This window comes from Methylobacterium sp. Leaf85, from assembly GCF_001422125.1.
Taxonomy (GTDB): Bacteria; Pseudomonadota; Alphaproteobacteria; order Rhizobiales; family Beijerinckiaceae; genus Methylobacterium; species Methylobacterium bullatum.
In genome coordinates this window covers 157,758-179,148 of sequence record NZ_LMME01000005.1, presented here as the reverse complement: position 1 = coordinate 179,148, position 21,391 = coordinate 157,758, and the positions used below count along the sequence as shown (strand labels likewise).

The 21,391-nt window shown below is 67.7% G+C and carries 17 protein-coding genes and 1 pseudogene; 10 read left to right on the top strand and 8 right to left on the bottom strand.

The annotated features are described in order from the left end of the window. Positions 1-43 precede the first annotated feature (43 nt). Positions 44-1,170: pseudogene (locus ASF08_RS25685) on the top strand (MFS transporter); the annotation flags it as partial. Between the two features lie 545 nt (positions 1,171-1,715). After that, positions 1,716-2,234, top strand: coding sequence for a 2-oxo-4-hydroxy-4-carboxy-5-ureidoimidazoline decarboxylase (uraD, locus tag ASF08_RS05725; protein WP_082473083.1), 519 nt, complete (start codon positions 1,716-1,718; stop codon positions 2,232-2,234). Positions 2,235-2,282: 48 nt separating this feature from the next. On the opposite strand, the gene ASF08_RS05720 is transcribed toward uraD, so the two are convergent. Next, a complete protein-coding gene (locus tag ASF08_RS05720; RefSeq protein ID WP_056142409.1) occupies positions 2,283-3,788 on the bottom strand; it encodes a calcium-binding protein in 1,506 nt (501 codons plus the stop codon). 258 nt (positions 3,789-4,046) lie between these two features. Here ASF08_RS05720 and ASF08_RS05715 point away from each other — a divergent pair, with 258 nt between their 5' ends. Then, the gene (locus ASF08_RS05715) at positions 4,047-5,726 is read left to right on the top strand and encodes a lysine--tRNA ligase (protein ID WP_056142407.1); all 1,680 of its coding nucleotides are present in this window, start codon (positions 4,047-4,049) and stop codon (positions 5,724-5,726) included. 234 nt (positions 5,727-5,960) lie between these two features. Here ASF08_RS05715 and ASF08_RS05710 read toward each other — a convergent pair whose 3' ends face one another. From ASF08_RS05710 to ASF08_RS05680, 7 genes are all read right to left on the bottom strand, one after another. Further along, positions 5,961-6,821 (bottom strand): SDR family oxidoreductase, encoded by an 861-nt coding sequence (locus tag ASF08_RS05710; RefSeq protein ID WP_082473082.1) that lies wholly within the window; start codon positions 6,819-6,821, stop codon positions 5,961-5,963. Positions 6,822-6,867: 46 nt separating this feature from the next. After that, a complete protein-coding gene (locus ASF08_RS05705; protein ID WP_018044058.1) occupies positions 6,868-7,047 on the bottom strand; it encodes a DUF1328 domain-containing protein in 180 nt (59 codons plus the stop codon). Between the two features lie 48 nt (positions 7,048-7,095). Beyond that, on the bottom strand, positions 7,096-8,466 hold the full coding sequence (locus tag ASF08_RS05700) for a chloride channel protein (protein WP_056142404.1): 1,371 nt from the start codon (positions 8,464-8,466) through the stop codon (positions 7,096-7,098). 272 nt (positions 8,467-8,738) lie between these two features. Next, positions 8,739-10,157: a deoxyribodipyrimidine photo-lyase gene (locus ASF08_RS05695; protein WP_056142403.1), complete on the bottom strand. Its 1,419-nt coding sequence runs from the start codon at positions 10,155-10,157 to the stop codon at positions 8,739-8,741. Positions 10,158-10,596: 439 nt separating this feature from the next. Continuing rightward, a complete protein-coding gene (locus ASF08_RS05690) occupies positions 10,597-11,694 on the bottom strand; it encodes a TRAP transporter substrate-binding protein (protein ID WP_156629470.1) in 1,098 nt (365 codons plus the stop codon). A 121-nt stretch (positions 11,695-11,815) separates the two neighbouring features. After that, positions 11,816-12,907, bottom strand: coding sequence for a branched-chain amino acid ABC transporter substrate-binding protein (locus ASF08_RS05685; protein ID WP_018044054.1), 1,092 nt, complete (start codon positions 12,905-12,907; stop codon positions 11,816-11,818). 277 nt (positions 12,908-13,184) lie between these two features. Beyond that, positions 13,185-14,354 (bottom strand): polysaccharide biosynthesis/export family protein, encoded by a 1,170-nt coding sequence (locus ASF08_RS05680; protein ID WP_056142397.1) that lies wholly within the window; start codon positions 14,352-14,354, stop codon positions 13,185-13,187. 290 nt (positions 14,355-14,644) lie between these two features. Between ASF08_RS05680 and ASF08_RS05675 the strand changes: the two genes are divergently transcribed. From ASF08_RS05675 to ASF08_RS05645, 7 genes are all read left to right on the top strand, one after another. After that, a complete protein-coding gene (locus ASF08_RS05675) occupies positions 14,645-15,946 on the top strand; it encodes an alpha/beta hydrolase (protein WP_443136803.1) in 1,302 nt (433 codons plus the stop codon). Between the two features lie 41 nt (positions 15,947-15,987). Further along, a complete protein-coding gene (locus tag ASF08_RS05670; protein WP_056142555.1) occupies positions 15,988-16,500 on the top strand; it encodes a gluconokinase in 513 nt (170 codons plus the stop codon). Beyond that, entirely contained in the window at positions 16,500-17,324 is an 825-nt protein-coding gene (locus tag ASF08_RS05665; protein WP_056142552.1) for a Cof-type HAD-IIB family hydrolase, read from the top strand. Before ASF08_RS05670 ends, ASF08_RS05665 begins: the two co-directional genes overlap by 1 nt. A 227-nt stretch (positions 17,325-17,551) precedes the next feature. Further along, positions 17,552-18,463: a transglycosylase SLT domain-containing protein gene (locus ASF08_RS05660; protein ID WP_056142394.1), complete on the top strand. Its 912-nt coding sequence runs from the start codon at positions 17,552-17,554 to the stop codon at positions 18,461-18,463. A gap of 435 nt (positions 18,464-18,898) precedes the next feature. Then, positions 18,899-19,855 carry a helix-turn-helix transcriptional regulator gene (locus tag ASF08_RS05655; RefSeq protein WP_081612664.1) on the top strand — a complete coding sequence of 319 codons (957 nt, stop codon included), beginning with the start codon at positions 18,899-18,901 and terminating at the stop codon, positions 19,853-19,855. A 217-nt stretch (positions 19,856-20,072) separates the two neighbouring features. Further along, positions 20,073-20,933, top strand: coding sequence for a serine O-acetyltransferase (cysE, locus tag ASF08_RS05650; protein WP_018044046.1), 861 nt, complete (start codon positions 20,073-20,075; stop codon positions 20,931-20,933). Positions 20,934-21,054: 121 nt separating this feature from the next. Then, positions 21,055-21,267: a DUF3126 family protein gene (locus ASF08_RS05645; protein WP_018044045.1), complete on the top strand. Its 213-nt coding sequence runs from the start codon at positions 21,055-21,057 to the stop codon at positions 21,265-21,267. Positions 21,268-21,391: the final 124 nt, after the last annotated feature.

The following is a 21,391-nucleotide window of genomic DNA, read 5'->3' as shown; positions in this document are numbered from 1 at the left end:
TTCATCTCGTCTTGGCGCTTCAGTGAGAGTTTCATCAACGCCGATGACGCGACCAGCTTCGGGGCGATCCATGGCGATCCGGTCACATCCAGCTCATCGTGCGTCACCGGTCGGCCAGAACCCGGCGCTCGACGCGGCCTACCACCGGATTACCTGGCGCCTGCTGCCGTTCCTGATGATGCTTTGGATCCTGTCCTGGATCGACCGGGTCAATATCGGCTTCGCCAAGCTGCAGATGCTGTCCGATCTCAAGTTCAGCGAGACGGTCTACGGTATCGGGGCGGGCATCTTCTTCATCGGCTACTTCCTGTGCGAGGTGCCGAGCAACCTGCTTCTGGAACATGTCGGCGCCCGCAAGACCATCGCGCGGATCACGCTCCTCTGGGGCGCATGCTGCGTGGCGATGATGTTCGTCACCACGCCGGCCTTCTTCTACGTGCTGCGCTTCCTGCTGGGGGTGTTCGAGGCCGGTTTCTTCCCCGGTGTGGTCCTGTACCTCACCTACTGGTACCCGAGCGCGCGACGCGCGAGGGTGCTCGGCCTCTTCATGTCGGCCGCGGCGATCGCCGGGGTGATCGGCGGGCCGCTGGCCGGTGCGATCCTCACCGGCCTGGACGGCGTGAACGGCTGGGACGGCTGGCAATGGGTGTTCCTGCTGGAAGGCATCCCGTCGATCCTCGCAGGGCTCGTCACCATCTTCTTCCTCGGCAACGTTCTCACCGACCGCCCCGCCAAGGCCGACTGGCTGACGCCTGAGCAGCGGGCGCTGATCGAAGCCGACCTCGCACGCGACGCCGAGGCCCTCGGCCCACGGGAACACCGCATCCTCGCCTCCCTGAAGAATGTCCGGGTCTGGCAGTGCATCGCGATCTACTTCTGCCTCGTCACGGGGTACTCGGCGCTGATCTTCTTCGGGCCGAGCGTGGTGCATGATGCCGGTTATACCGACCCTCTCACCATCGGCTGGATCATGTCGGCGGCCTTCCTGTTCGGCGGTATCGGGATGGTGCTCAACGGGCGTCATTCCGATCGAACCGGAGAGGCGCGCCTGCATTGCGGCATACCGGCGATGATCGGAGCGCTGGCCATCACCCTCGTCGGTTTCCTGGTCCCGTCGAGCCCGGTTCTGGCCATGCTGGCGCTCGCCGCGGCGATCGTCGGCACGATGAGNGATCGGAGCGCTGGCCATCACCCTCGTCGGTTTCCTGGTCCCGTCGAGCCCGGTTCTGGCCATGCTGGCGCTCGCCGCGGCGATCGTCGGCACGATGAGCGCGATCCCCGTCTTCTGGCAGATCCCCGGGCGGTTCCTGGCAGGCTCCGCCGCCGCGGCCGGCTTCGCCCTGATCAACTCGATGGCCAACCTCGCGGGCTTCGGCGCTCCGGCGGTGATGGGCTATCTGCGCGAGAATACCGGCTCGGCCTCCGCCGGCCTGTGGCTGATCGCGGCCTTCCAGCTCGCGACAATCGTGCTGATCCTCGCCTTCGTCCCGCCCGCCACCCCGGCCGGCGAGCGCCGGGGCACCACCGGCGCCGCGCCCGAGCCGGCCTGAACCGCCACGGCCGCGTCTCGAAAGGGCTGCCCCCGTGGGCGATGCGGAGATCGCCGTGGACAAGAGGTGGCGGGGTTCGCCATGGTCGATGCCAGGGAGCATGATCCCGCGCCGATGCCCGTGCACGCCCGGTCGTCGTACGGATTATCGCTGGAGTTGAAGCCTTTGTCGGATCTGGCCGCCATCCACCGTCTCGACCGGGACGCCTTCGTCGCCCTGCTCGGCGGGGTGTTCGAACACGCGGCCTGGGTCGCCGAGGCGGTGGCGCCGGCCCGCCCCTTCGCCCGCGTGGCCGAGTTGCACGCCGCGATGATGGACGCGGTGCGCCATGCGCCGGAGGCGCAGCGCCTCGCCTTCCTCAACGGCCACCCGGAACTCGCCGGCCCCGAGGCACGGGCGCGGGCGATGACGGCCGACTCCGCGAGCGAGCAGGGCAGCGCCGGCCTCGACCACCTCCCGCCCGAGGATGCGGCGGCCTTCGACCGCCTGAACGCCGCCTACCGGGAGAGGTTCGGTTTCCCCTTCATCATCGCCGTGCGAGGCCGCAGCCGGGCCGAGATCCTCGCGGTGTTCGAGGCTCGGCTACGACGGGAGCGGGCCGAGGAGGAGGCCACCGCCCTCGACGAGATCGGCGCGATCACGCGGATGCGCCTGGACATCCTGATCGCCGGGACGGGCGACTGAGAGCGCATCGGGGCTCCGGACACGGAACCCGCCGACTCGCGAACCCGCTCAGATGATGAAATCCGCTTCGCCGAGCGCCGAAGCGGCGACGTCGTGCAGGATGATGCGGTGGTCGATGCCGGTGTAGTTCGCGAAGGTGACGAGGGTGTCGTCTCCGCCGTGGACCGACGTGATGACGACATCGTCGAAATTCGTCGTCAGCGGCACCACGTTCAGCTTGTCCCTGCCGAGCTCGAACTCGTGGATTTCAGTGCGGCCCTTGTCCGACCGGAAGATGAACTGGTCCTTGCCCACACCACCGAGGACGGTGTTGTCGCCGCTCCAGGCGTCGATCCGGTCGCCACCGCTTCCCGCCCTGATGCGATCGTCCCCGGCGGTGCCGACGATCTTGCCGTGATCGCCCGCGACGCTCTGCGAGATGATCGACGTTCCGAGAGTGACATCCCTCATGTCGATGGACCCGTCGCTGCGAACGGCCACCTTCTCGATGCCCGAGAAGGTCTCGTCGCTGAGATGGATCGTCTCGAGATACGGGTTCACCTCCACGATCAGGACGTCCCGTCCCGCGCCCCCGTCGACCTCGACGGGCGTGGACGAGACGATCAGGCGGTCGTTGCCGTTGTTGCCATAGAGCCTGTCGGCGCCGCCATTGCCGTCGAGGGTGTTGTCCTTGCCGTCGCCCGCGAGCCGGTCGCCGTAGAGGCTGCCCGTCACGTTGGCGATGTCGTAGAGCGTGTCCTCGTTCGCATCGCCGCCGCTGACCTGATAGTTGCGGAAGAGATCGATCGTCACCCCGGACGAGGAATGCTCGTAGCTCGCGGTGTCGATCCCGCCGCCGCCGCGGATCGCGTCCGCGCCCGCGCCGCCTTCGATGAGATCGTCGCCGCCGCCGCCATCGATGCTGTCATCCCCGGCGCCACCGTCGACGGCATCGTCGCCGCCGCCACCGCCGATGACGTCCTTCCCAGCGCCGCCCTCGATACGATTGGCGCGGCCGTCTCCCGTGAGCACATCGCCGAAGCGGGTGCCGCGCACGTTCGCGATGCTCGACAGAGTATCCTCGTCGCCGGTGGGAACGGTGTAGGCCCGGGAATCCTCCAGATACACCTCGATGCTGTATTGGGCGTGCTCGTAGCTCACCGTATCGGAGCCGGTGCCACCCTTGATGACGTTGTCGCCCTCGCCGCCCTCGAACACGTCGTTGCCGCCGCCGCCGCGGAGGGTGTCGTCGCCGCTTCCGCCCCGGAGCACATCCCCGAGCGTGCCACCGGTCAGGCTCAGCGATGCCGTGTTGTCGGACAGGTCGAGGAAGACCGCGTAACGGTCGCTCGTCAGGGCGGCGTAGCCCCCCGGGACGGGCCGCGCGGCATCGGTGAAGGTCGCGCCGCCATCGTCGAGGGCGCCGGTGTCGTTCAGGATGAAGCGGCCCTGACCGTCGGGGCCGAAGGCGTGGCTGCTGGCCGGCCCGGCATAGGAGGCGAGGGGGTTGCGATCCAGGCGGATGGTCTTGGCGGAATCGTAGTCGTCGTCGAGGGTGAAGGAAACGGATGCCATCGGGGTCGCCTTTCCGCTGCATATGCCGGGATCGGGCCGCGGCACGGTTCCCGCCCGTCTCGATCGTCGCCAGGGTCAGGGATGCCCGCTTGCATAAGGCGCCGAGGATTAAAGCCGGGTTTCACGCGAAGTCCGCTCCCGCCTCGCCTTGCCTCGCCCCTCCGCGTTGACCCTCCCTGGCCCGCTCCCTAGGGTGCCGGGCCGCATCCGGCCGGTTGCGGCCTTCCTGTTTCTCCTCACAGAACTGACGCTGTTCCCATGTCCCCCCCGCCTGCTTCGTCTCCCCTCACCCTCGACCCCGCCCTCGTGGAAGCCGCCGCCAGCGCGGCCGCATGGCCGTTCGAGGAGGCGCGCAAGCTCGTGGCGCGGCTGGAGCGCAAGCCGAAATCGGAAGTGCTGTTCGAGACCGGATACGGGCCGTCGGGCCTGCCGCATATCGGCACGTTCGGCGAGGTGGCCCGCACCTCCATGGTGCGCCACGCCTTCCGCGTGCTCACCAACGACAGCGTGCCCACCCGCCTCATCGCCTTCTCGGACGACATGGACGGCCTGCGCAAGGTGCCGGACAACGTGCCGAACAAGGAGATCCTGATCCCGGCGCTGAACCAGCCGCTCACCCGCGTGCCCGATCCGTTCGGCACGCATGACAGCTTCGGCGCCCACAACAATGCCGAGCTGCGCCGCTTCCTCGACGCGTTCGGGTTCGATTACGAGTTCCGCTCGGCCACCGAATGCTACAAGGCCGGCCTGTTCGACACGGCCCTGCTCACGGTGCTCGACCGCTACGAGGCCGTGATGGCGATCATGCTGCCGTCGCTCCGGGCCGAGCGTTCGGCGAGCTACTCGCCGTTCCTGCCGCTGCACCCGGAGACCGGGGAGGTGATGCAGGTTTCCATCGACGAGGTGCGGGTCTCCGCCGGCACCCTGGTCTGGCGCGATCCGAAGACCGGCACCGCCTACGAGACCCCGGTCACCGGCGGCCACGCCAAGCTGCAATGGAAGCCCGATTGGGCCATGCGCTGGGTGGCGCTCGGCGTCGATTACGAGATGGCCGGCAAGGACCTGATCGATTCGGTGAAGCTGTCGGGCGAGATCGCCCGCGCGCTGGGCGGTGAGCCGCCGGAGGGATTCAACTACGAGCTCTTCCTCGACAAGGAGGGCAAGAAGATCTCGAAGTCGAAGGGCAACGGCCTGTCCATCGACGATTGGCTCGTCTACGGCACCGCCGACAGTCTCGCCCTCTTCATGTACAACAAGCCGCGCGAGGCCAAGCGCCTGTTCGTGGAGATGATCCCGCGTCAGGTCGACGATTACCTGAACTTCCTCGAGAAGTTCCCCGGCCAGGAGCCGGCGCAGCAACTCGGCAACCCGGTCTGGCACCTGCATGCGGGCCATCCGCCGGCGGCAGAAGCCGTGGGCAAGGGCGGCTCGTTGAACTTCGCCATGCTCCTCAACCTCGCGGCGGTGGCCAATACCGAGGATCCGGCGGTGCTGTGGGGCTTCATTCGCCGCTACGACCCGGAGATCGGGCCGCAGACCCATCCGGTCCTCGACAAGCTCGTGGGCCATGCGCTCGCCTATTTCCGCGATCTGGTGCGTCCGGCCAAGACCTACCGGACCGCGACGGAGGAGGAGAGGGCGGCGCTGGCCGACCTGTCGCGGACGCTGGACGCCCACAAGGGCTCCACCGATCCGGAGGGGCTGCAGGCCGTGGTCTACGAGGTCGGGCGGCGGCACTTCCCCGACCTGTCCGGCAAGGCCAAGAGCCCGGACGGACGGCCCGGCGTGTCGCAGGCCTGGTTCACCACCATCTACAACGTGCTGTTCGGCGAGGCACGCGGACCGCGCTTCGGCTCGTTCATCGCGCTCTACGGCGTGGCGGAGACGCAGGCGCTGATCGAGAAGGCCCTGTCCGGCGCGTTCGTGCCGGCCCCTTAATACTCACACGGCTGAGACTCGTCTTGGATCGAAGCCACCTCTTTCCTCATCACTCCCTCATCCTGAGGCGCCGGAGCGTAGCGGAGGCCTCGAAGGAGGCCTCCATCTCGCACTGAGACCTCTGGAAGTCTCCTTCGAGGCCCGCTTTCGCGGGCACCTCAGGATGAGGGCGCGAATGGGAGAGGCGGACCTTGTATTTACTAACCCCCACCTCGGAGCTTTGAGTTCCGTCGCCTATTCTATCCGTCCGAGCTGTCGCAGGCTCAGCGCCCAGACACGTTCCTGAAGCGCCTGATCGCGTCCGTTGCGAGAAGTCGGGACGGGACGGCACTTCGAGAAGTACAGACCGCTGACGCCCGCCACCTCGGGCGAGGTCGCCAGATGCAGGGAGGTCGCCGCCCCATCGGCCGGGTTGCCGAGGAAGGGCCGGATCAGCGACCAACCGACGCCGAACCATCCCCCGGTGCCGCCGGCGAACCCGCTGGCGATCACGCCGGGATGGAGCGAATTCACGGTGACACCCGTGCCGGCGAGGCGACGGGCGAGGGCGGCGGTGAACAGCACGTTGCCGAGCTTGGCCTGGGAATAGGCCTTCAGCGCGCTGTAGCGGCGCGCCCCGTCGAGATCCTCGAGATCGATCCGGCCGCGTTGATGCGCCCTCGAGGCGACGTTCACGATGCGGGCCGGCGCACTCGCCTTCATCAGGTCGAGGAGGTCCAGGGTCAGTTGCATGTAGGCGAGATGGTCGAGCGCCCAGGTCCGCTCCAGGCCATCGACTGTCACGTGCCGGGCATCGAAGATGGCTCCGGCATTGTTCACCAGCACGTCGAGGCGCGGGTAGAGCGCCCGCACCTCCGCGGCGAGACGCCGGATTTCCCCCTGTGAGGACAGGTCGGCGAGGAACACGTCGATGACGGCGCTCGGCACGGTCTCGCGGATGCGGGACGCCGCCGCGTCGGTGCGGCCGGCATCCCGGCCGACGATCCCCACACGGGCCCCCGCCTGTGCCAGGCCCAGGGCCGTCTCGTAGCCGATGCCCGAGGTGGCGCCGGTCACGAGACAGATCTTGCCGGGGATGGGTGCGGCGTTCGCCATGGACGTCACGAACTCCCGCAGGCCCGGCTACCGATCGGATGACCGCTCAGAAGACCGCCTGACCGACAGCCAAGGCGAGCACCACGATCACGATGGCGATCACTAGGAACACACCGAACAGGATGCGCGACAGGGAGCGCGCGCCCGAGGCGATGCCGGTGAAGCCGAGGCCGCCCGCCAGGAGCGAGATGACGAAACAGATGAGGGCCCATTTGAGAAGGGTCATACGCGCAAAACTCCAGCGTGCGGAACGACCGATAACCCTCCTGTAGGGTCAAGCGTTCCGCTCAAGCTTGTGCGGCGTCGCGATGACGGGCGCGGCACTGGATTCGGCCTTCTCCAGGATGGTGGCGGCCAGCGCGTGATAGAGCCCTTCGCGGCAGATCAGCTTGGAGACCGCATCGGCGATGAGGGCGGTGACCATGAGTGGGATCATCATCGCATGGTCCTGGGTCATCTCGGTGACGATGACGAAGGCGGTGATCGGCGCCTGCAGGGTACCGGTGAGGTAGGCGGTCATGCCGATGAGCACGAGGGCGCCGATGGGCACGTCCGCGAACAGGCCATGCAGCCAGACGCCCATCCCCGCCCCGACGCTGAGGGAGGGGGCGAACAGGCCACCGGGAATGCCGCTGATGGAGGAGAACACCGTCGCGAGGAGTTTCAGCGGAGCATAGGCCGGATGCCCGGTATCGGTGCCGTGGAGCATGGCGCGGGCCTCCTCGTAGCCGGTGCCGTAGACCGTGCCGCCGGAGGCGAGGCCGCAGAGGGCGACGCCGAGCCCGCAAAGGGCACCGAAGACGATGGGGTGGCGGCGGATGGCGGCGCCGATCCGGCCGGGCAGTCCCCTGGCGAAGAGGAGGGTGACGCGGCCGAACAGGCCGCCCGCGATACCCCCGACCACGCCGAGGATCGCAACGGCGAGCCATCCCGGCCCGAAGGGCAGGGCGGCCTTGGTGGTGCCGAAATAGGTGTAGTCGCCCTGGATCGCCAGCGCGGTCAGTCCGGCCGCGATGACGGTGGCGACGATGAGGCCGCTGGTGCGCGCCTCGTAGGTCCGGCTCAGTTCCTCGATGCCGAAGACGATGCCGGCGATGGGCGTGTTGAAGGCGGCGGCGACTCCCGCCGCGCCACCGGCGAGGATGACACCCGGCAGGCGTTCCGCGTCGAGCCGGCCGACGGCCGCCATGATCGCGGCCCCCACCTGGACCGTCGGCCCCTCGCGCCCCGTCGAGGCGCCGCAGACGAGGCCGAGGGTCATGACCAGGATCTTGCCGAACGCGGTCTTCAGGGAGACCAGGGCGTTGCGGATCGCCGGATCCTCCGTATGGCGCGCGGCGATCACCTGGGGGATCCCCGAGCCTTGCGAGTTCGGGAACACCCGGATGGCGAGCAGGATCGCGATGGCAAAGCCCAACGGCGTCAGCACCAGGGCGACGAGGGGGGAGGGCGAGACGATCCAGCGGAACGCCTCGTGCGCGAGGTCCGCGAGCTTTGCCATCGCCACGGCGGCGAGCCCGACGCAGAGGCCCCCGAACAGGAACAGCAGGCGCTGCCGCCACAGGGGCGCCGCATCGGAGGCCGCGCCGCGCAAGCGGTCCAGTCGCCTGCGCGGCGGAGGGGAGGCGGGAGCGGGGTCAAGCATGATCGCCGGCCTCAGCGGGCGATCGATCGTCGGATGGGCGACACGTCCGTGAACCGACCCCGTCTTTCCGGGGCTGCGCGGCAGAGCCCGGATTCCAGAACCAGAGGTCGATCGTCATTCTGCTCCACCGGCGGTTCTGGATTCCGGGCTCATCGACGGCGTTCCGGAAGGGCGGGAAGGACTATGAGCGTGTAGGGCGCTTGTGCCGGTACGAACTCAAAACTTGAGGACACTCGCCAAGCAAGGCCCGCGACGCAAGGCGCATACCGCCCTCAGCTCTTCTTGCCCGATGTCTTTCCCGCCTTCTCCTCGGCTTGGCAGAGTTCGCGGACGGTCTTGAGATAGGCTTTGGCGTCGAACTTCCGGAGCGAGTTCTCGCTCTGGTAGCGTACCGTCCCGAAGATCGGACGGCGCGCCCAGGGACGGTCGTGCAAGCCGTAGACCCAGGCGACATTGGTGAAGGAATTGGCGTCGCGCCCGTCGAGGAAGTAGCGGTTGTTGAGGCGCAGGGTGCGCTTGAAGCCTTCCTCCGCGCTCGGGGACCATTCGAGAATCTTCTTGCCCCAGTACATGCGCAGGTGGTTGTGCATGTAGCCGGTCACCCGCATCTCGGCCTGGGCGGCGTTCCAGTATTCGTCGTGGGTCTTGCCCTCGGCGAGTTCGGCCTCGGTGTAGAGGTGCGGGCGCTCGTCATCGGCGTGGTCGGCCAGGGCTTTGCGCGCCCAGTCCGGCACCGCGTGCTCGAAACTGTCGTAGCGCTCCGTGTAGTTGACATGGTTCATGGCGAGCTCCCGCCGCACCACGAGTTCCTCGAGATAGGAGGCCTTGTCCTCCGACGCCCCCGCCTTCGAAGCCCTCACGGCTAGGGCGATCTCCACCGGCGAGATCTGCCCGAAATGCAGGTAGGGGCTCATATGCGAGGCGGCCCCCGCTTCGGGCCGGTTGCGGTCGCTGCCATAAGAGCGGAACGGCCCGGCGAGATAGGCCTTGAGGCGCCGGCGCGCTTCCGTCTCGCCACCGGTGAAGCGCGTCACCGGGGCGACCTCGCGGTCGAGGCTCATCCCCGCCAGCACGTCCTCGGAGTCCGAGACGTCGATCTCGCTCTTCGGCAGGCCGCGCCCGGCCTTGTGCTTCACGGCACGGGGTTTGAGCTCCTCCACATACTCGTCGAGGAGCTTCAGGATCTTGGGACGAAGGGTACGGGCCGCGTATTCGTGCTTCGGGGAGGCGGCCTCCACCGGAACCACCACGTCTCCCTCCACCTGGACGACGCGGGTCTTCACCGCCTCCACGATCTCCCCGTACCAGCGCTTCTGGATGGCGAGGTAGCCCCGGTCGAGGACGAGGAGGGCCGCCTTGGCCGAGAGGTCGATGGCGATCTCGGCCGGCGAGGCCTTGCGCATCACGAAATGGATGCCGCGCGCCTCCAGCCCTGCCTTCGCGTCGGCGAGTCCCTGCAGCAGGAAGGCGTAGTGGCGCGCATTGGCTTCGGGAAACCCGTTGGCCCCGTCGAGAAGTCCGAAGCAGACGACGACGGGAAGGCCGAGCCGGTTGGCCTCCTCGATGGCCAGTTCGAGCGCCGGGTTGAAATGGGCCCGGTTCGCCTGCTGCAGCAGATAGAGGACGTAGGATCCGTCTTCATCCGGTTCGAAGTCGTTCAGTTCTCGAACCCGCTTCGCCTGTATCGCCATCGTGTGAGACCGCCCCGCCACCGTCGAAGTTTATGCCCCCGCCAGGCGGGAATCAGGAATTATCAATCTCGCAAGCTGGCCGTCAGGGAGACGGCTGCACTAGAATTCGCGATCGCGCGGGCAATGCAGATGGGGCGTCTCCCATCGCGGTCATTGCCTCCGGAGGCGGCGGGGTGAGGAAAGACTGATCTGACCTTGCCCCGCGACATTTTCGACACATAAGAATTAGGAAGTGCGGCGTCACACGAAAACGCATGGCGCCGTTGCACGAACGACCTTGCAATTCCGTGCGGGACGATCAGATTGTGCATTGCGGGAACGCGATGGCGTCGCGGTCCTGCTGCCCTTCTTGGGCGTTTCCTCCCTAGACTTCGGGCCGCTCTTCGGAGCGGCCTTTTTTCTGTCCGCAGCCCTTCATCACCCGTCGGCCACGCAGTGCTCATCCCCGAGCGCGCGCTCGGATCATGAAATTGTCGTAGGTGTACTCCGCCACCTGGAACCAGAGGTACTCCTCGTTCCGGAACGTCTTCATCGCCTCGTAGATGCGCTTGAAATCGGCGTTCTTGGCCGAGATCTCGGCATGGACATCGTTGGAATGCTTCAGGGCCGTCTCCATGACGTCCTGGGGGAAGGGCCGCAGCTGTGCACCGGCGGCCACCAGACGGCGCAGGGCGCGGGGGTTGCGCGCATCGTATTTCGCCAGGACCTCGGCATGGGCCTGCGCGGCTGCGGCCTGTATGATCGCGCGATAGGCCTTCGGCAGGGCCTTCCACGCCTCGGCGCCGATCCAGAAATGCAGCATCGCGCTACCCTCCCAGAAGCCGGGGTAATGGTAGGTCGGCGCCACCTTCTGCAAGCCGAGCTTTTCGTCGTCGTAGGGGCCGATCCATTCGGCCGCATCGAGGGCCTTCGATTCGAGGCCGGCATAGATCTCCGGCCCGGGCGTCGTCTGGGGCACCGCGCCGAACTTCGCCAGAACCTGACCCCCGAGACCCGCGATGCGGATCTTCATGCCCTGGAGGTCGGCGGCGCTCTTCACCTCGCGGCGGAACCAGCCGCCCATCTGGGCACCGGTATTGCCGCCGGGAAGGCTCACGAGACCGTGCTTGGTGAAGACCTCCGCGAACAGGTCGGCCGCGCCACCCTGGAGCCACCATGCATTCTGGCCGCGGGCATTGAGGCCGAAGGGAAGGGCGGAGGCGAGAGCGAAGGTCGGGTCCTTGCCGCTGCCGAGGGTGGCCGGCGCATGCCCCATCTCCACCGTCGCGGCCGAAACCGCATCGATCACGCCCTCGGCCGGCACCGGCTCGCCCGGCGGAAGCACCTGGATCTGGAAACGACCATCCGTCGCCTCGGCCACGAGACGCGCAAGCGTCTCCGGCGCACCGAACAGGACATCGAGGGATTTCGGGTAGTGGGAGGCCAGCCGCCAGCGCGTCTCGGGCATCGTCTCGGCTCTGGCCGCCCCCATCGACAGGGCGGCGGCACCGCCCAATCCGGCGGCGAGCAGGCTGCGGCGCGCTGGGTGTGAGGCCATGACAACTCGCTTCAAAAACTCGCTTCCCCCGTCTCTCGGTCCGTTCACGAACGGGGCAGGAGGCAAATCGATCCGATATTCCTTCGGGCGCCGTCGTTTCCGCTTCGCTGGCCGGTTTCCGTCAGGGAGGAGGCGCGTAGGTGAAGGTCCCGTCCTTCCAGACATAGAGCACGTAGCCCTGTGCGGTGACGTCGCCCTTGCCGTCGAAGCCGACCGAACCGAGGACGAGATCGAACCGCTCCGTGTGCAGGGCGGAGGCGATGCGGCGCGCATCCGTGCTGCGGGCGAAGTTCCCCGCCTCCACCAGGGCCTGGAGAGCGGCGTAGCCATAGATCGTCGAGCCCTCCACGTCGCCGCCCTGCGCCTTGAGCGCCTGGACCACGGCGGCCGCCTCCGGCTTGCGGCGCGGATCGAGGTAGAAGGTCATCAGCACGCCGTTGCTGGCCGGTCCCGCCGCGGTGGCGAAATCCTGCGTGGCGATGGCGGAGGTGCCGAACCATTGCGGCCGGAAGCCCCGCTCGGCCGAGATCCGCACGAGGCGGCCCATCTCCTGGGCGTCCCCGCCGTAATAGGCCACCGCGATCCCCGCCTCCTTCAGCCGGTCGGCGAGGGCCGCATCGTCCGCGTCGCTGGCGACGAAGGCGGTCGCCAGGGCTTCGTTGATGCCGATCCGGTTGAGATTGTCCTTGGTGGCGGCGGCGAGCGCCCGGGAGCCGGGGCTCTGGTCGTTGAGGATGGCGATCTTCTTGTCGCGGAAGCGCTCGGCCAGCACCGTGGCCGAGAGCTTGGCCTGATCGTCGTCGCGCCCGCAGACCCGGAACACGTTCGCCAGGCCGCGATCGGTGAGCTTGGCGGCGACGGACGCCGCGGTGACCATGGTCATGCCGTTGGCGGCATAGACTTCCGAGGCGGCGAGCGAGGCGTTGGAGCAGACATGGCCGACGACGAGGCGCACGTCGCTCAGGGCGTAGTGCTTGGCCACCGCCACGGCCTTGTTGGAATCGCAGGCATCGTCCTGGACATCGAGCTGGATGGTCTGGCCGGCGAGGCCGCCCTTGGCGTTGGCGTCCCGCACGGCGGCGCGGACCCCGCGAAGGACCTGCTCGCCGACGGCGACATACGCGCCCGATTGCGGCACCGCCACGCCGACCGTGACATCGGCTCGGGCGGAGGAAACGACGGAGAGGACGATCAGGAACCCGGAAGCGAGCATGCTCGGCGCGCCGCCCGTCCGCCCCGGCAGGGACCTCCGAACGCCCCCGCTCGCCGGCCCGAAGAAGCGGGCCACCCGTCTCATCCTCATGTCGCCCCGCCCCAACGCCCGTCCGGCCCACTGAAAGACAAGCGAGCCCCGCGAGTGCCCCCAGGCCCTCGTGGCATCGCGGATGCCGTGCGGCAAGGCCAGCGAGAACGCAAGTACCCCGGCCCTTCGGCCCGACCCGGCGGCTCCATCGAAGGGCCTATCCCGATCCGTGAGGATCGGGACGGCTTCAGTCAAACGCGCTGCCCACGCGGACGCCGGTCGTGATTGGCTGAGACGCGGCGGCGAAGACGGACAGGACCTTCTTGATCTCGGTGAACGGCGCATTCGAGACGTAGATCATGTCGCGGTTGCGCATGCGGAAGGCCTGGGTGAGGAACAGGCTGTTCGGGTCGCGCATGTCGACCCGGTAGACCACGGGGACGAGCGGCGTTCCGAGAAGGGGGCTTCCCGGCTTCAGGCGACGGACCACCGCCGCCGGCTCGAAGCGGAAGATGAATGTCCCGGTCGGGTCGGCATCGGCATCGCGCTGACCGCGCGCCTTGGCCAGTGCCTGCGCCAGGGTGATGCCCTCGGCCTGGAACGGGATTTCGGTCGCCTGCCCCAGCGCGCCCACCGCCAGGAAGGTCTGGGGATCGCGCACCAGGGTAAGGTTGTCGTTGGGACGCAGGTAGATGTTTTCCTTGGGGTTCGACACCACGGTGGTCAGCGGAACCGTCGCCGTCGTGCCGCCCCGCGACAGGCGCACGAAGGTCTCGTTGACGGGCGTCTTGACCCCGCCCGCGGTGGCGATGACGTCGAGAATGCGATCGCCCTGGGTGCCGAGCGGGACACGGGCACCGCCGATGGATTCACCACCGACCGTCACCGATTGCGAGACAGGCCGGGTCACGGTGACGATCACCTGAGGCTGGATCGCCTTGCCGGCGAGCTCGGTCTCGATCAGCGACTGGACGTCCTGCGTCCGCCGTCCGGCCACCTGGATCCGGCCGGCATAGGGCACCGAGATCGCGCCGTCGCGCGAGACGATCTGCTCGGGCAGCTGTGCCGCCTTCGAGCCGGCGGAGAACGAATTGACCGTGAGCGGGCCGGAGAACAGGCCGCCCGAACCGGCTTCGAACACCGAAACGGAGACGGCATCGCCGACGCCGATCACGGATTCGGCCGGAGCGCGACGATCGCCGAAGGATGCGAACAGGCTATCGAGGGAGCGCCCGCGCAGGGCCTCGACCACGGCGGAGTTCATGTCGATGAGTTCGTAGCGGGCGAAGGTCCCCTCGCTCGTCGCCTGATCCGCGCCGTCGACGACGGCCGAGGTCGACGGACCGGCGGCGGGCAGGAAGGCGCCGCATCCCGACACCGAAAGCGTGGTGATAAGGACGATAGGCAGAGTGCGCATGCAGTTTCGCCTGTCGGTTTCTCTCATCCGCTGCCTAAACCAAAGCCTTGTCACTGTCCGTGGCGGGTTGGACACAGTGCCGTCCCGTCGGGACGCGTGCAACGGATCGTCCCCGATACCCACATGCCGGCCTTCTGGACTTGCCGTCGTGGCTCCGCAACGGACGACGTACGGGGCTAATTGGCCGCATCCGCCTCGTCTTGCTGCCGAAATCGCTCGACGCTGGGCGGATCGGCATGCGAATTTCCCGACTTACGAGCAGGGGGCACCTGCGAGGACAGCCGAGCAGGATGCCTTTGTCTGACACGATCCCCGACCGCCCTCCCGGAGCGCGCGCAGCACGGACCCACGATGACGGCGCACGAGGCCCGGTGCGGCGCCGGCACGTCTTCTATGTGCCGGGCTACGATCCGGAAGGGCGCACCCGCTACCGCATGCTGTTCGTGCGGGAGCTGACGCTCCATGCCAAGAGGTTCGGTGAGCCCAAGCGCCGCCCCGGACGCGCGGTCATGGGAGCGGACGGGCTTTCCCAGCGCTGGACCGTGGCCGCCGAACCGGAAGTCGGCGGAGCGGAGACGAGCTACGACGTCCTGCTCTGGGACGACATCGTGCTCAAGGACTTCGCCCGCTGGCGCATCGTCAGCGTCCTCTTGCTGTTCGCCGGCAGCCTCCAGGCCATCGTCTCGGGCATGGCGGTCAAGTTCTACCGGCTGAACTGGAAATACGGCAACGTCATCCTCTATCCGCTCGGCCTCATCCTCCTCCTCACCCTCGTGAGCGGCCTGATCGCGCATCAGATCCATGCTCATCTGGGCGACGGGTTCGGGCACAGCATGCAATGGCCGACCTGGGTGACGGTGCCGCTGGGCCTCGTGGCCGGCCTCGTCTGGATCAAATCCCTCGATGTGCTGCTGGAACGCGCGTTCTTCTGGCAATTGCTCAACGACTGGGTCTTCAACTGGCAGCACGGCCAAGGCTGGCGGCGCGACTACGAAACCCGCGTCGACGCCTTCGCCGCCCTGGTGGTGGACCGCCTCGCGGCATTCCGGACAGAGGGCACCGAACTCGACGAAGTGCTCATCCTCGGCCATTCGACCGGCGCGCTCACGGCGGTGGAAGTCGCCGCCCGCGTGCTCGCCGCCGATCCGGTGATCGGCACGGGAACGACGGCCTTCTCCTTGCTGACCCTCGGCTCGGGCCTGCCCATCGTAGCATTGCAGAAGGAGGCGCGCCGGGTGCAATCGGACATCGCGAGCCTTGTCGTTTCGGAGCGGATCGTCTGGGTCGATTATTATGCTCCCCAGGACTGGATGAACTTTCCCGATTTCGATCCGGTGGAGCGCCTCCCCCTCGACCTCGGCGGCCGCCCCCCGCGCAACCCGCTGGTGCGCTCGGCCAAGTTCCGTGAGATCATCGACCCGGAGACCTACCTCAAGGTGCGATGGCGGCCGTTCCGGATGCATTTCCAGTTTCTCTTCGCCAACGATCGTCGCGGCGAGTACGATTTCTTCGCCATGGCGCTCGGTCCACAGCGCCTGGGGGAGCGGGTGACCGGACCCCGGATCGGCACCGCCACGGCGACCGGGCCTTGAGCGCGGAACCGGAGACGGGGCTGCCCCGAATCATCATCGTGATGGGCGTCTCGGGCTCGGGCAAGAGCACGGTCGCCGGCTTGCTGGCCGAGCGCCTCGGGTGGGATTTCGTCGATGGCGACGCTTTCCACAGCCCGGAACACGTGGCCAGGATGCGGGACGGCCACGCCCTCGACGATGCCGACCGCGCCCCCTGGCTGGCAGCGATGGCGGCCTGGATCGGCACCCGCCTTGAGACCGGCAAACCGGGCGTTCTCGCGTGCTCGGCCCTCAAGCGGGCCTATCGCGATGCGCTCATCCAGGGCCAGGCGGGCATTCGCATCGTCTATCTCGACGGCGACCGCGACCTGATCGCGGCCCGCATCGCCTGCCGGACCGGCCACTTCATGCCGGCCGCCCTCCTCGACAGCCAATTCGCCACGCTCGAACCGCCGCGTCCGGAGGAGGGGGCGCTGGCGGTGCCGATCGTCGGCAGCGCGGAGGCCATCGTGGCAACGATCCTGGACCGATCGGGTTTGCAGCCCGACGATCCCGTCAGACAGGACACGGCATGATGGCGGACCCTCCCTCCGGCGACCGGACGATCGCCTTCGTGATCTCCGACGTGGACGGAACCCTCGTCACCTCCGACAAGAGCCTGACACAGCGCAGCCGGGATGCGGTCCGGCGGCTCGACGCGGCCGGTATCGGCTTCACCATCGCGTCCGCCCGGCCGCCGATGGGGCTCACCTCGCTGATCGCCGACCTCGGCCTGCGTCATCCGATCGGCGCCTTCAACGGCAGCACCCTGCTCGCCCCGGATGGGCACATCCTCGCCGAACATCTCATCCCGGAAGAGACGGCCCGGCAGGCCGTGCGGCTCCTCGACGGGTTCGGTCTCGATATCTGGGTTTTCGCGCGGGGGCAGTGGAACCTGCGCGACCCCCATGGGTCTTACACCGATCTCGAACGCCGGACCCTCCAGGCCGAGCCCACCCGTGTCGAGGATCTCGGCCCCCTCCTCGTGGGCGCATCGAAGATCGTCGGCGTCAGCGCCGATACCGATCATCTGGCCGCATGTGAGAGCCGGGTCGCCGAGGCGCTGGGACACGGCGCCGACGTCCATCGCTCGCAGGCCTATTATCTCGACGTGACGCCGTACGGGCGGGGCAAGGGGACGTTCGTCGACGAGATCGCCCGTCGCCTCGGGATTCCCCGCGCGCGGATCGCGACCCTGGGCGACGCCGCCAACGACGTGGCGATGTTCGCGCGCAGCGGGTTCTCGGTGGCCATGGGCAATGCGACGGAGGCCGTGAAACGGGCCGCGTCGGCGGTCACGTCGGGAAATGACGACGACGGGTTCGCAAATGCGGTGGATGAATTTCTCTTGACGCGTTGACGGGCAAACTCCGCCGATCCTCGTCCCGTACAGCTCAGCTCCTTGGCATCGTTCGCGAATCTTTCGGGCCGACGCGCGGGCTCGCGTTCCGCGCCTGTGCCATGTGCGCCACAGCACGCGGAGAAACGGCTCCGCTTCCCCGCAATCATGGCAGTGGAGCCGCCTTCCGGCCTCAATTGGCCTCGACCCTGAGCGTCAGATCAAGAACGACGCCACCGGGTTTCCGAATGAATCAGCGCCTTCTGCTCCTCGCCGTGGTTGCGGCCGTCCTGCCGGGTCCCGTTCTCGGCCAGGGAACCCCGGCCCGCGACAACATCGATGCGCTGATCGAGGAGCAGGCAAAGGCAAACGGCGTCCCGGCGAGCTTCGTCCACCAGGTCGTCAAGCGGGAAAGCAACTACAATCCCAATGCGAAGGGCGGCAGCGCCCTCGGCCTGATGCAGATCAAGCATGCGACCGCACGCGGCATGGGATATCGCGGGGATGCGGCGGGTCTCTACGATCCGAAGATCAATCTCCGCTATGGCATTGCCTATCTCGCCGGCGCCTATCGCACCGCCAAGGGCAACACCCACCAAGCCTATACGTATTACAACCGGGGCTATTACTACGCCGGCAAGCGCCAGGGCACCCTGGTCGCCGGCCTCGAGGACACCACGGCCGCCTCGCCGCAATCGAGCGCGGCCTTCAGCGACGTGTTCACCCGTGGCTTCGGCACGCAGCGCAAGGCGCAGCCCGATGCGAACGTCACCGCTGCCGGAACGGCCCTGGCCTATGCTCCGAGCCTGACCACACCGCCTGTGCTGACCGAGCTGGTGGAAGTCCCGCTGCCGCCGCGCCGCCCGGCCGCCTTGTCCGGCCTCGCGCCCGCCGTGGCGGAGATCGGCCCCGCCCATGCGCCGGCCATGACCCCCCAGGCCACGGCTTTGGCCGCCCTGTCGGTCAATCCGGCAATGCCGCAGCCCGCCGCCGTTACGGCCGCCGCCGAATTCTCCGTGACGGAGAAAGTGGAAGTGCCGCTGCCGCCGCGTCGTCCCTCGGCCATCGTCCTCGCCTCGGTCGGCCGGCCGATCGTGGCCAAGAAGGCGCCGACACCCGGTACGATCATGGAAGCCTCGGCTCTTCCGCCGAGCCAGTAGGGTTCCCAAGGGTCCTCTGCACCCGACGCATCGCCTCACCGGGCCGGTCGATCCTCCCCACCCGAACCGGCTGTGTGTCTCAGACCCAGACAAGCGAATATCGTTTTTCGAAACCACGCCACGCAAAAGCTCCCTCGGCCACGCTGATTGCGGCAAAGCCAACACATGTTTCGCTTGCGTATGACGCAAGCCCACATCACATGGTGCAGTGCGGCATTCAGAGACCACGGTCTTGCAAGATCGGGCTTCCAACGTGAAGCGTGAAGTGCAAGTCTTGGACATCAAGCCCAACGCCGACGATAGTGAAGCGTAGTCGCGAGCCTGATCTTGGTCGAACGACCATGGAACAAAGGACCGCGACCGGCGCTCGGGAGCCCGCTGCAATCGATCTCGCCAGCACGAACTTCGTGCCGAGTGAGGATCGCGTGGCGGGATATGGTGAGGTCATCAGCCTCCGGGACGGTCAGGTCCGGGACGCGAACACGGAAGACGGACGACGGCATGGCCGGCGCGGCTGAACAAGAATCGATTTTCCTGGCCGAACTCGGTCGGCGTGTCAGGCACGCGCGGACGGTGCGTGGCCTTTCACGAAAACTCCTCTCCCAGACCTCGGGGCTGTCGGAGCGCTACATCGCCCAGCTCGAGAGCGGGCAGGGCAACGTCTCGATCATCCTGCTGCGCCGAGTGGCGGATGCGATGGGCGTGCGGCTCGACGACATGATCACCGTGCAGGACACCCCGCCGGACTGGCACGTGATCCGCGATCTCCTCGCGACCGCATCGGCGGAACAGATCACGCTGGCGAAGGGCATCCTGTCCGGCCACGCCACGGCCAACGGCGAGACCCCGATGCCGCGGGTGGCCCTGGTCGGCCTGCGCGGAGCGGGGAAATCGACCCTCGGCCGCCGGGTAGCCGAACGCCTGGGCTGGACTTTCATCGAGCTCAACGCCGAGATCGAGCGCGAGAATGCGCTGTCCGTGAAGGAGATCTTCGCGATCTATGGCCAGGAGGGGTATCGCCGCCTCGAACAGGCCGCCCTGCGGCGGCTGACCGAACATCCCGGCCCGATGATTCTCGCCACGAGCGGAGGCATCGTCGCCGAGCCCCTGACATACGACCTCCTCCTCCAGGCCTTCTTCACGGTCTGGCTTCGGGCCAAGCCCGAGGAGCACATGCAGCGCGTGCGCGACCAGGGAAAACTCGCCACCACGGGGGATCATGCCTCGGCCATGCAGGAGCTGCGCGCCGTGCTGCTCAGCCGCGAGCCGCTCTATGCCCGTGCCCCGGCGGTGGTGGACACATCCGACGTCGCCTTGGAAGAGATGATCGACCGGCTCGCCGCCGTGATCGACGCGCGTTTCGGATCGGCGGATTACCGGCGCAGTGCCTGACCGGCCATCGGTACGGGCGAGAACCCCTTGATACCGGGGATGCCTTTCCCCACGCTATGGGGAGAGCCCGAGGGAACGGAGTGCTCCGTCCGCCCTTGACCTCGGGGGAGAGCGTTCTCCCGTATCGGTTCCCGACAAGGCCGTCCGGGCCTGGACGAGGCGATCCAGCCGTCCGGGCCGCGCCGTTCGCCTCAGATTCCGCATTGCGGAGGAGTCCATGTCCGCCAGCCCACTCTCGAATCCCGCGATCGGACACGAATCCATCGCCGGGACCGTCGATCCGGTCTGGTCGCGCCTGCGCGGCGAGGCCGAAGCCGTGGTTCGCGAGGAGCCTCAACTCGCCTCGTTCATCGTGGCGACCATCCTCAACCAGGCGACGCTCGAAGCCGCCGTGTCCCACCGCGTCGCCGCGCGTCTCGGCCATCCCTCGCTGCCGGCGGAACTCGTGGCGCATGGCTTCCACGAGGCCATCGCCGCCGATCCACGCATCGGTGACAGCTTCCGCGCCGATATCGGGGCCGTGCTGGATCGCGACCCCGCGGCGGCGCGGGCCATAGAACCCGTCCTGTACTTCAAGGGCTTCCACGCCATCCAGGCCCATCGTCTCGCGCACTGGTACTGGACCAGCGGGCGCCGCGACCTCGCGCTCTACCTGCAGAGCCGCTCGTCCGAGGTCTTTCAGACCGACATTCATCCCGCCGCCCGCATCGGACGTGGTATCTTCCTCGATCACGCCACCGGCGTCGTCGTCGGCTCCACCGCCGTGATCGAGGACGACGTCTCGATCCTGCACGCCGTCACCCTCGGCGGCACCGGAAAGCAGGGCAGCGACCGCCACCCCAAGATCCGCCGCGGCGTCATGATCGGTGCCGGCGCCAAGATCCTGGGCAACATCGAAGTGGGCGAGTATGCCCGCGTGGCCGCCGGCTCCGTGGTCCTGCGCCCGGTTCCGGCCCATACCACGGTGGTGGGCGTGCCCGCCCGCGTGGTCGGCACCGCCGGCTGCGCCGAACCGGCCCGCGCCATGGACCAGTTCGTCAATATCGACCAGTTCATCCACATGGCCGAAGGCATCTGAACCCGTTTGCCCGCGCTTGCCCGGCGCGAAGCGGCATGGCAAGCGGTGCCCATCCCGAGGCGCTGGACCGCTCGAACCGGTCCCGCCTCCACCGACCACCGACGAAGCAAGAGGCGAAAGCGTGAACAAGACCGACATCGCGAAGGTCCAGGATTTTATGCGCCGGACGTTCGCCAACACGAATATCCGCCTCGTGGCCCGCCCCAAGAAGGACGATTCGGCCGAAGTCTATATCGGCGAAGAGTTCCTCGGTGTGGTCTCCGTCGACGACGAGGACGGCGATCGCTCGTTCAACTTCGCCATGGCGATTCTCGACATCGATCTCGAAGACTGAAGCTGGCCGGCCGAGAGGCCTCGCACCTCGATCGCGGGCTCTCCGGAGCCGCGATCCGCATGACGCTGGAATCCGCGTAGTTCTCCTTGTGCGTCGGCCAATCCTGACGCCGGGAAATCCTTAA

What these genes read in the sequence shown, in the direction of transcription:
- ASF08_RS05655 (WP_081612664.1), top strand. Translation starts at nt 18,899, where the DNA reads ATGGTGAGGTCATCAGCCTCCGGGACGGTCAGGTCCGGGACGCGAACA.
- ASF08_RS05710 (WP_082473082.1), bottom strand. Translation starts at nt 6,821, where the DNA reads ATGGCGAACGCCGCACCCATCCCCGGCAAGATCTGTCTCGTGACCGGC.
- cysE (WP_018044046.1), top strand. Translation starts at nt 20,073, where the DNA reads ATGTCCGCCAGCCCACTCTCGAATCCCGCGATCGGACACGAATCCATC.
- ASF08_RS05700 (WP_056142404.1), bottom strand. Translation starts at nt 8,466, where the DNA reads ATGCTTGACCCCGCTCCCGCCTCCCCTCCGCCGCGCAGGCGACTGGAC.
- ASF08_RS05690 (WP_156629470.1), bottom strand. Translation starts at nt 11,694, where the DNA reads ATGGCCTCACACCCAGCGCGCCGCAGCCTGCTCGCCGCCGGATTGGGC.
- ASF08_RS05685 (WP_018044054.1), bottom strand. Translation starts at nt 12,907, where the DNA reads ATGCTCGCTTCCGGGTTCCTGATCGTCCTCTCCGTCGTTTCCTCCGCC.
- ASF08_RS05670 (WP_056142555.1), top strand. Translation starts at nt 15,988, where the DNA reads ATGGGCGTCTCGGGCTCGGGCAAGAGCACGGTCGCCGGCTTGCTGGCC.
- ASF08_RS05675 (WP_443136803.1), top strand. Translation starts at nt 14,645, where the DNA reads ATGCCTTTGTCTGACACGATCCCCGACCGCCCTCCCGGAGCGCGCGCA.
- ASF08_RS05695 (WP_056142403.1), bottom strand. Translation starts at nt 10,157, where the DNA reads ATGGCGATACAGGCGAAGCGGGTTCGAGAACTGAACGACTTCGAACCG.
- ASF08_RS05705 (WP_018044058.1), bottom strand. Translation starts at nt 7,047, where the DNA reads ATGACCCTTCTCAAATGGGCCCTCATCTGTTTCGTCATCTCGCTCCTG.
- ASF08_RS05665 (WP_056142552.1), top strand. Translation starts at nt 16,500, where the DNA reads ATGGCGGACCCTCCCTCCGGCGACCGGACGATCGCCTTCGTGATCTCC.
- ASF08_RS05720 (WP_056142409.1), bottom strand. Translation starts at nt 3,788, where the DNA reads ATGGCATCCGTTTCCTTCACCCTCGACGACGACTACGATTCCGCCAAG.
- ASF08_RS05715 (WP_056142407.1), top strand. Translation starts at nt 4,047, where the DNA reads ATGTCCCCCCCGCCTGCTTCGTCTCCCCTCACCCTCGACCCCGCCCTC.
- ASF08_RS05660 (WP_056142394.1), top strand. Translation starts at nt 17,552, where the DNA reads ATGAATCAGCGCCTTCTGCTCCTCGCCGTGGTTGCGGCCGTCCTGCCG.
- ASF08_RS05680 (WP_056142397.1), bottom strand. Translation starts at nt 14,354, where the DNA reads ATGCGCACTCTGCCTATCGTCCTTATCACCACGCTTTCGGTGTCGGGA.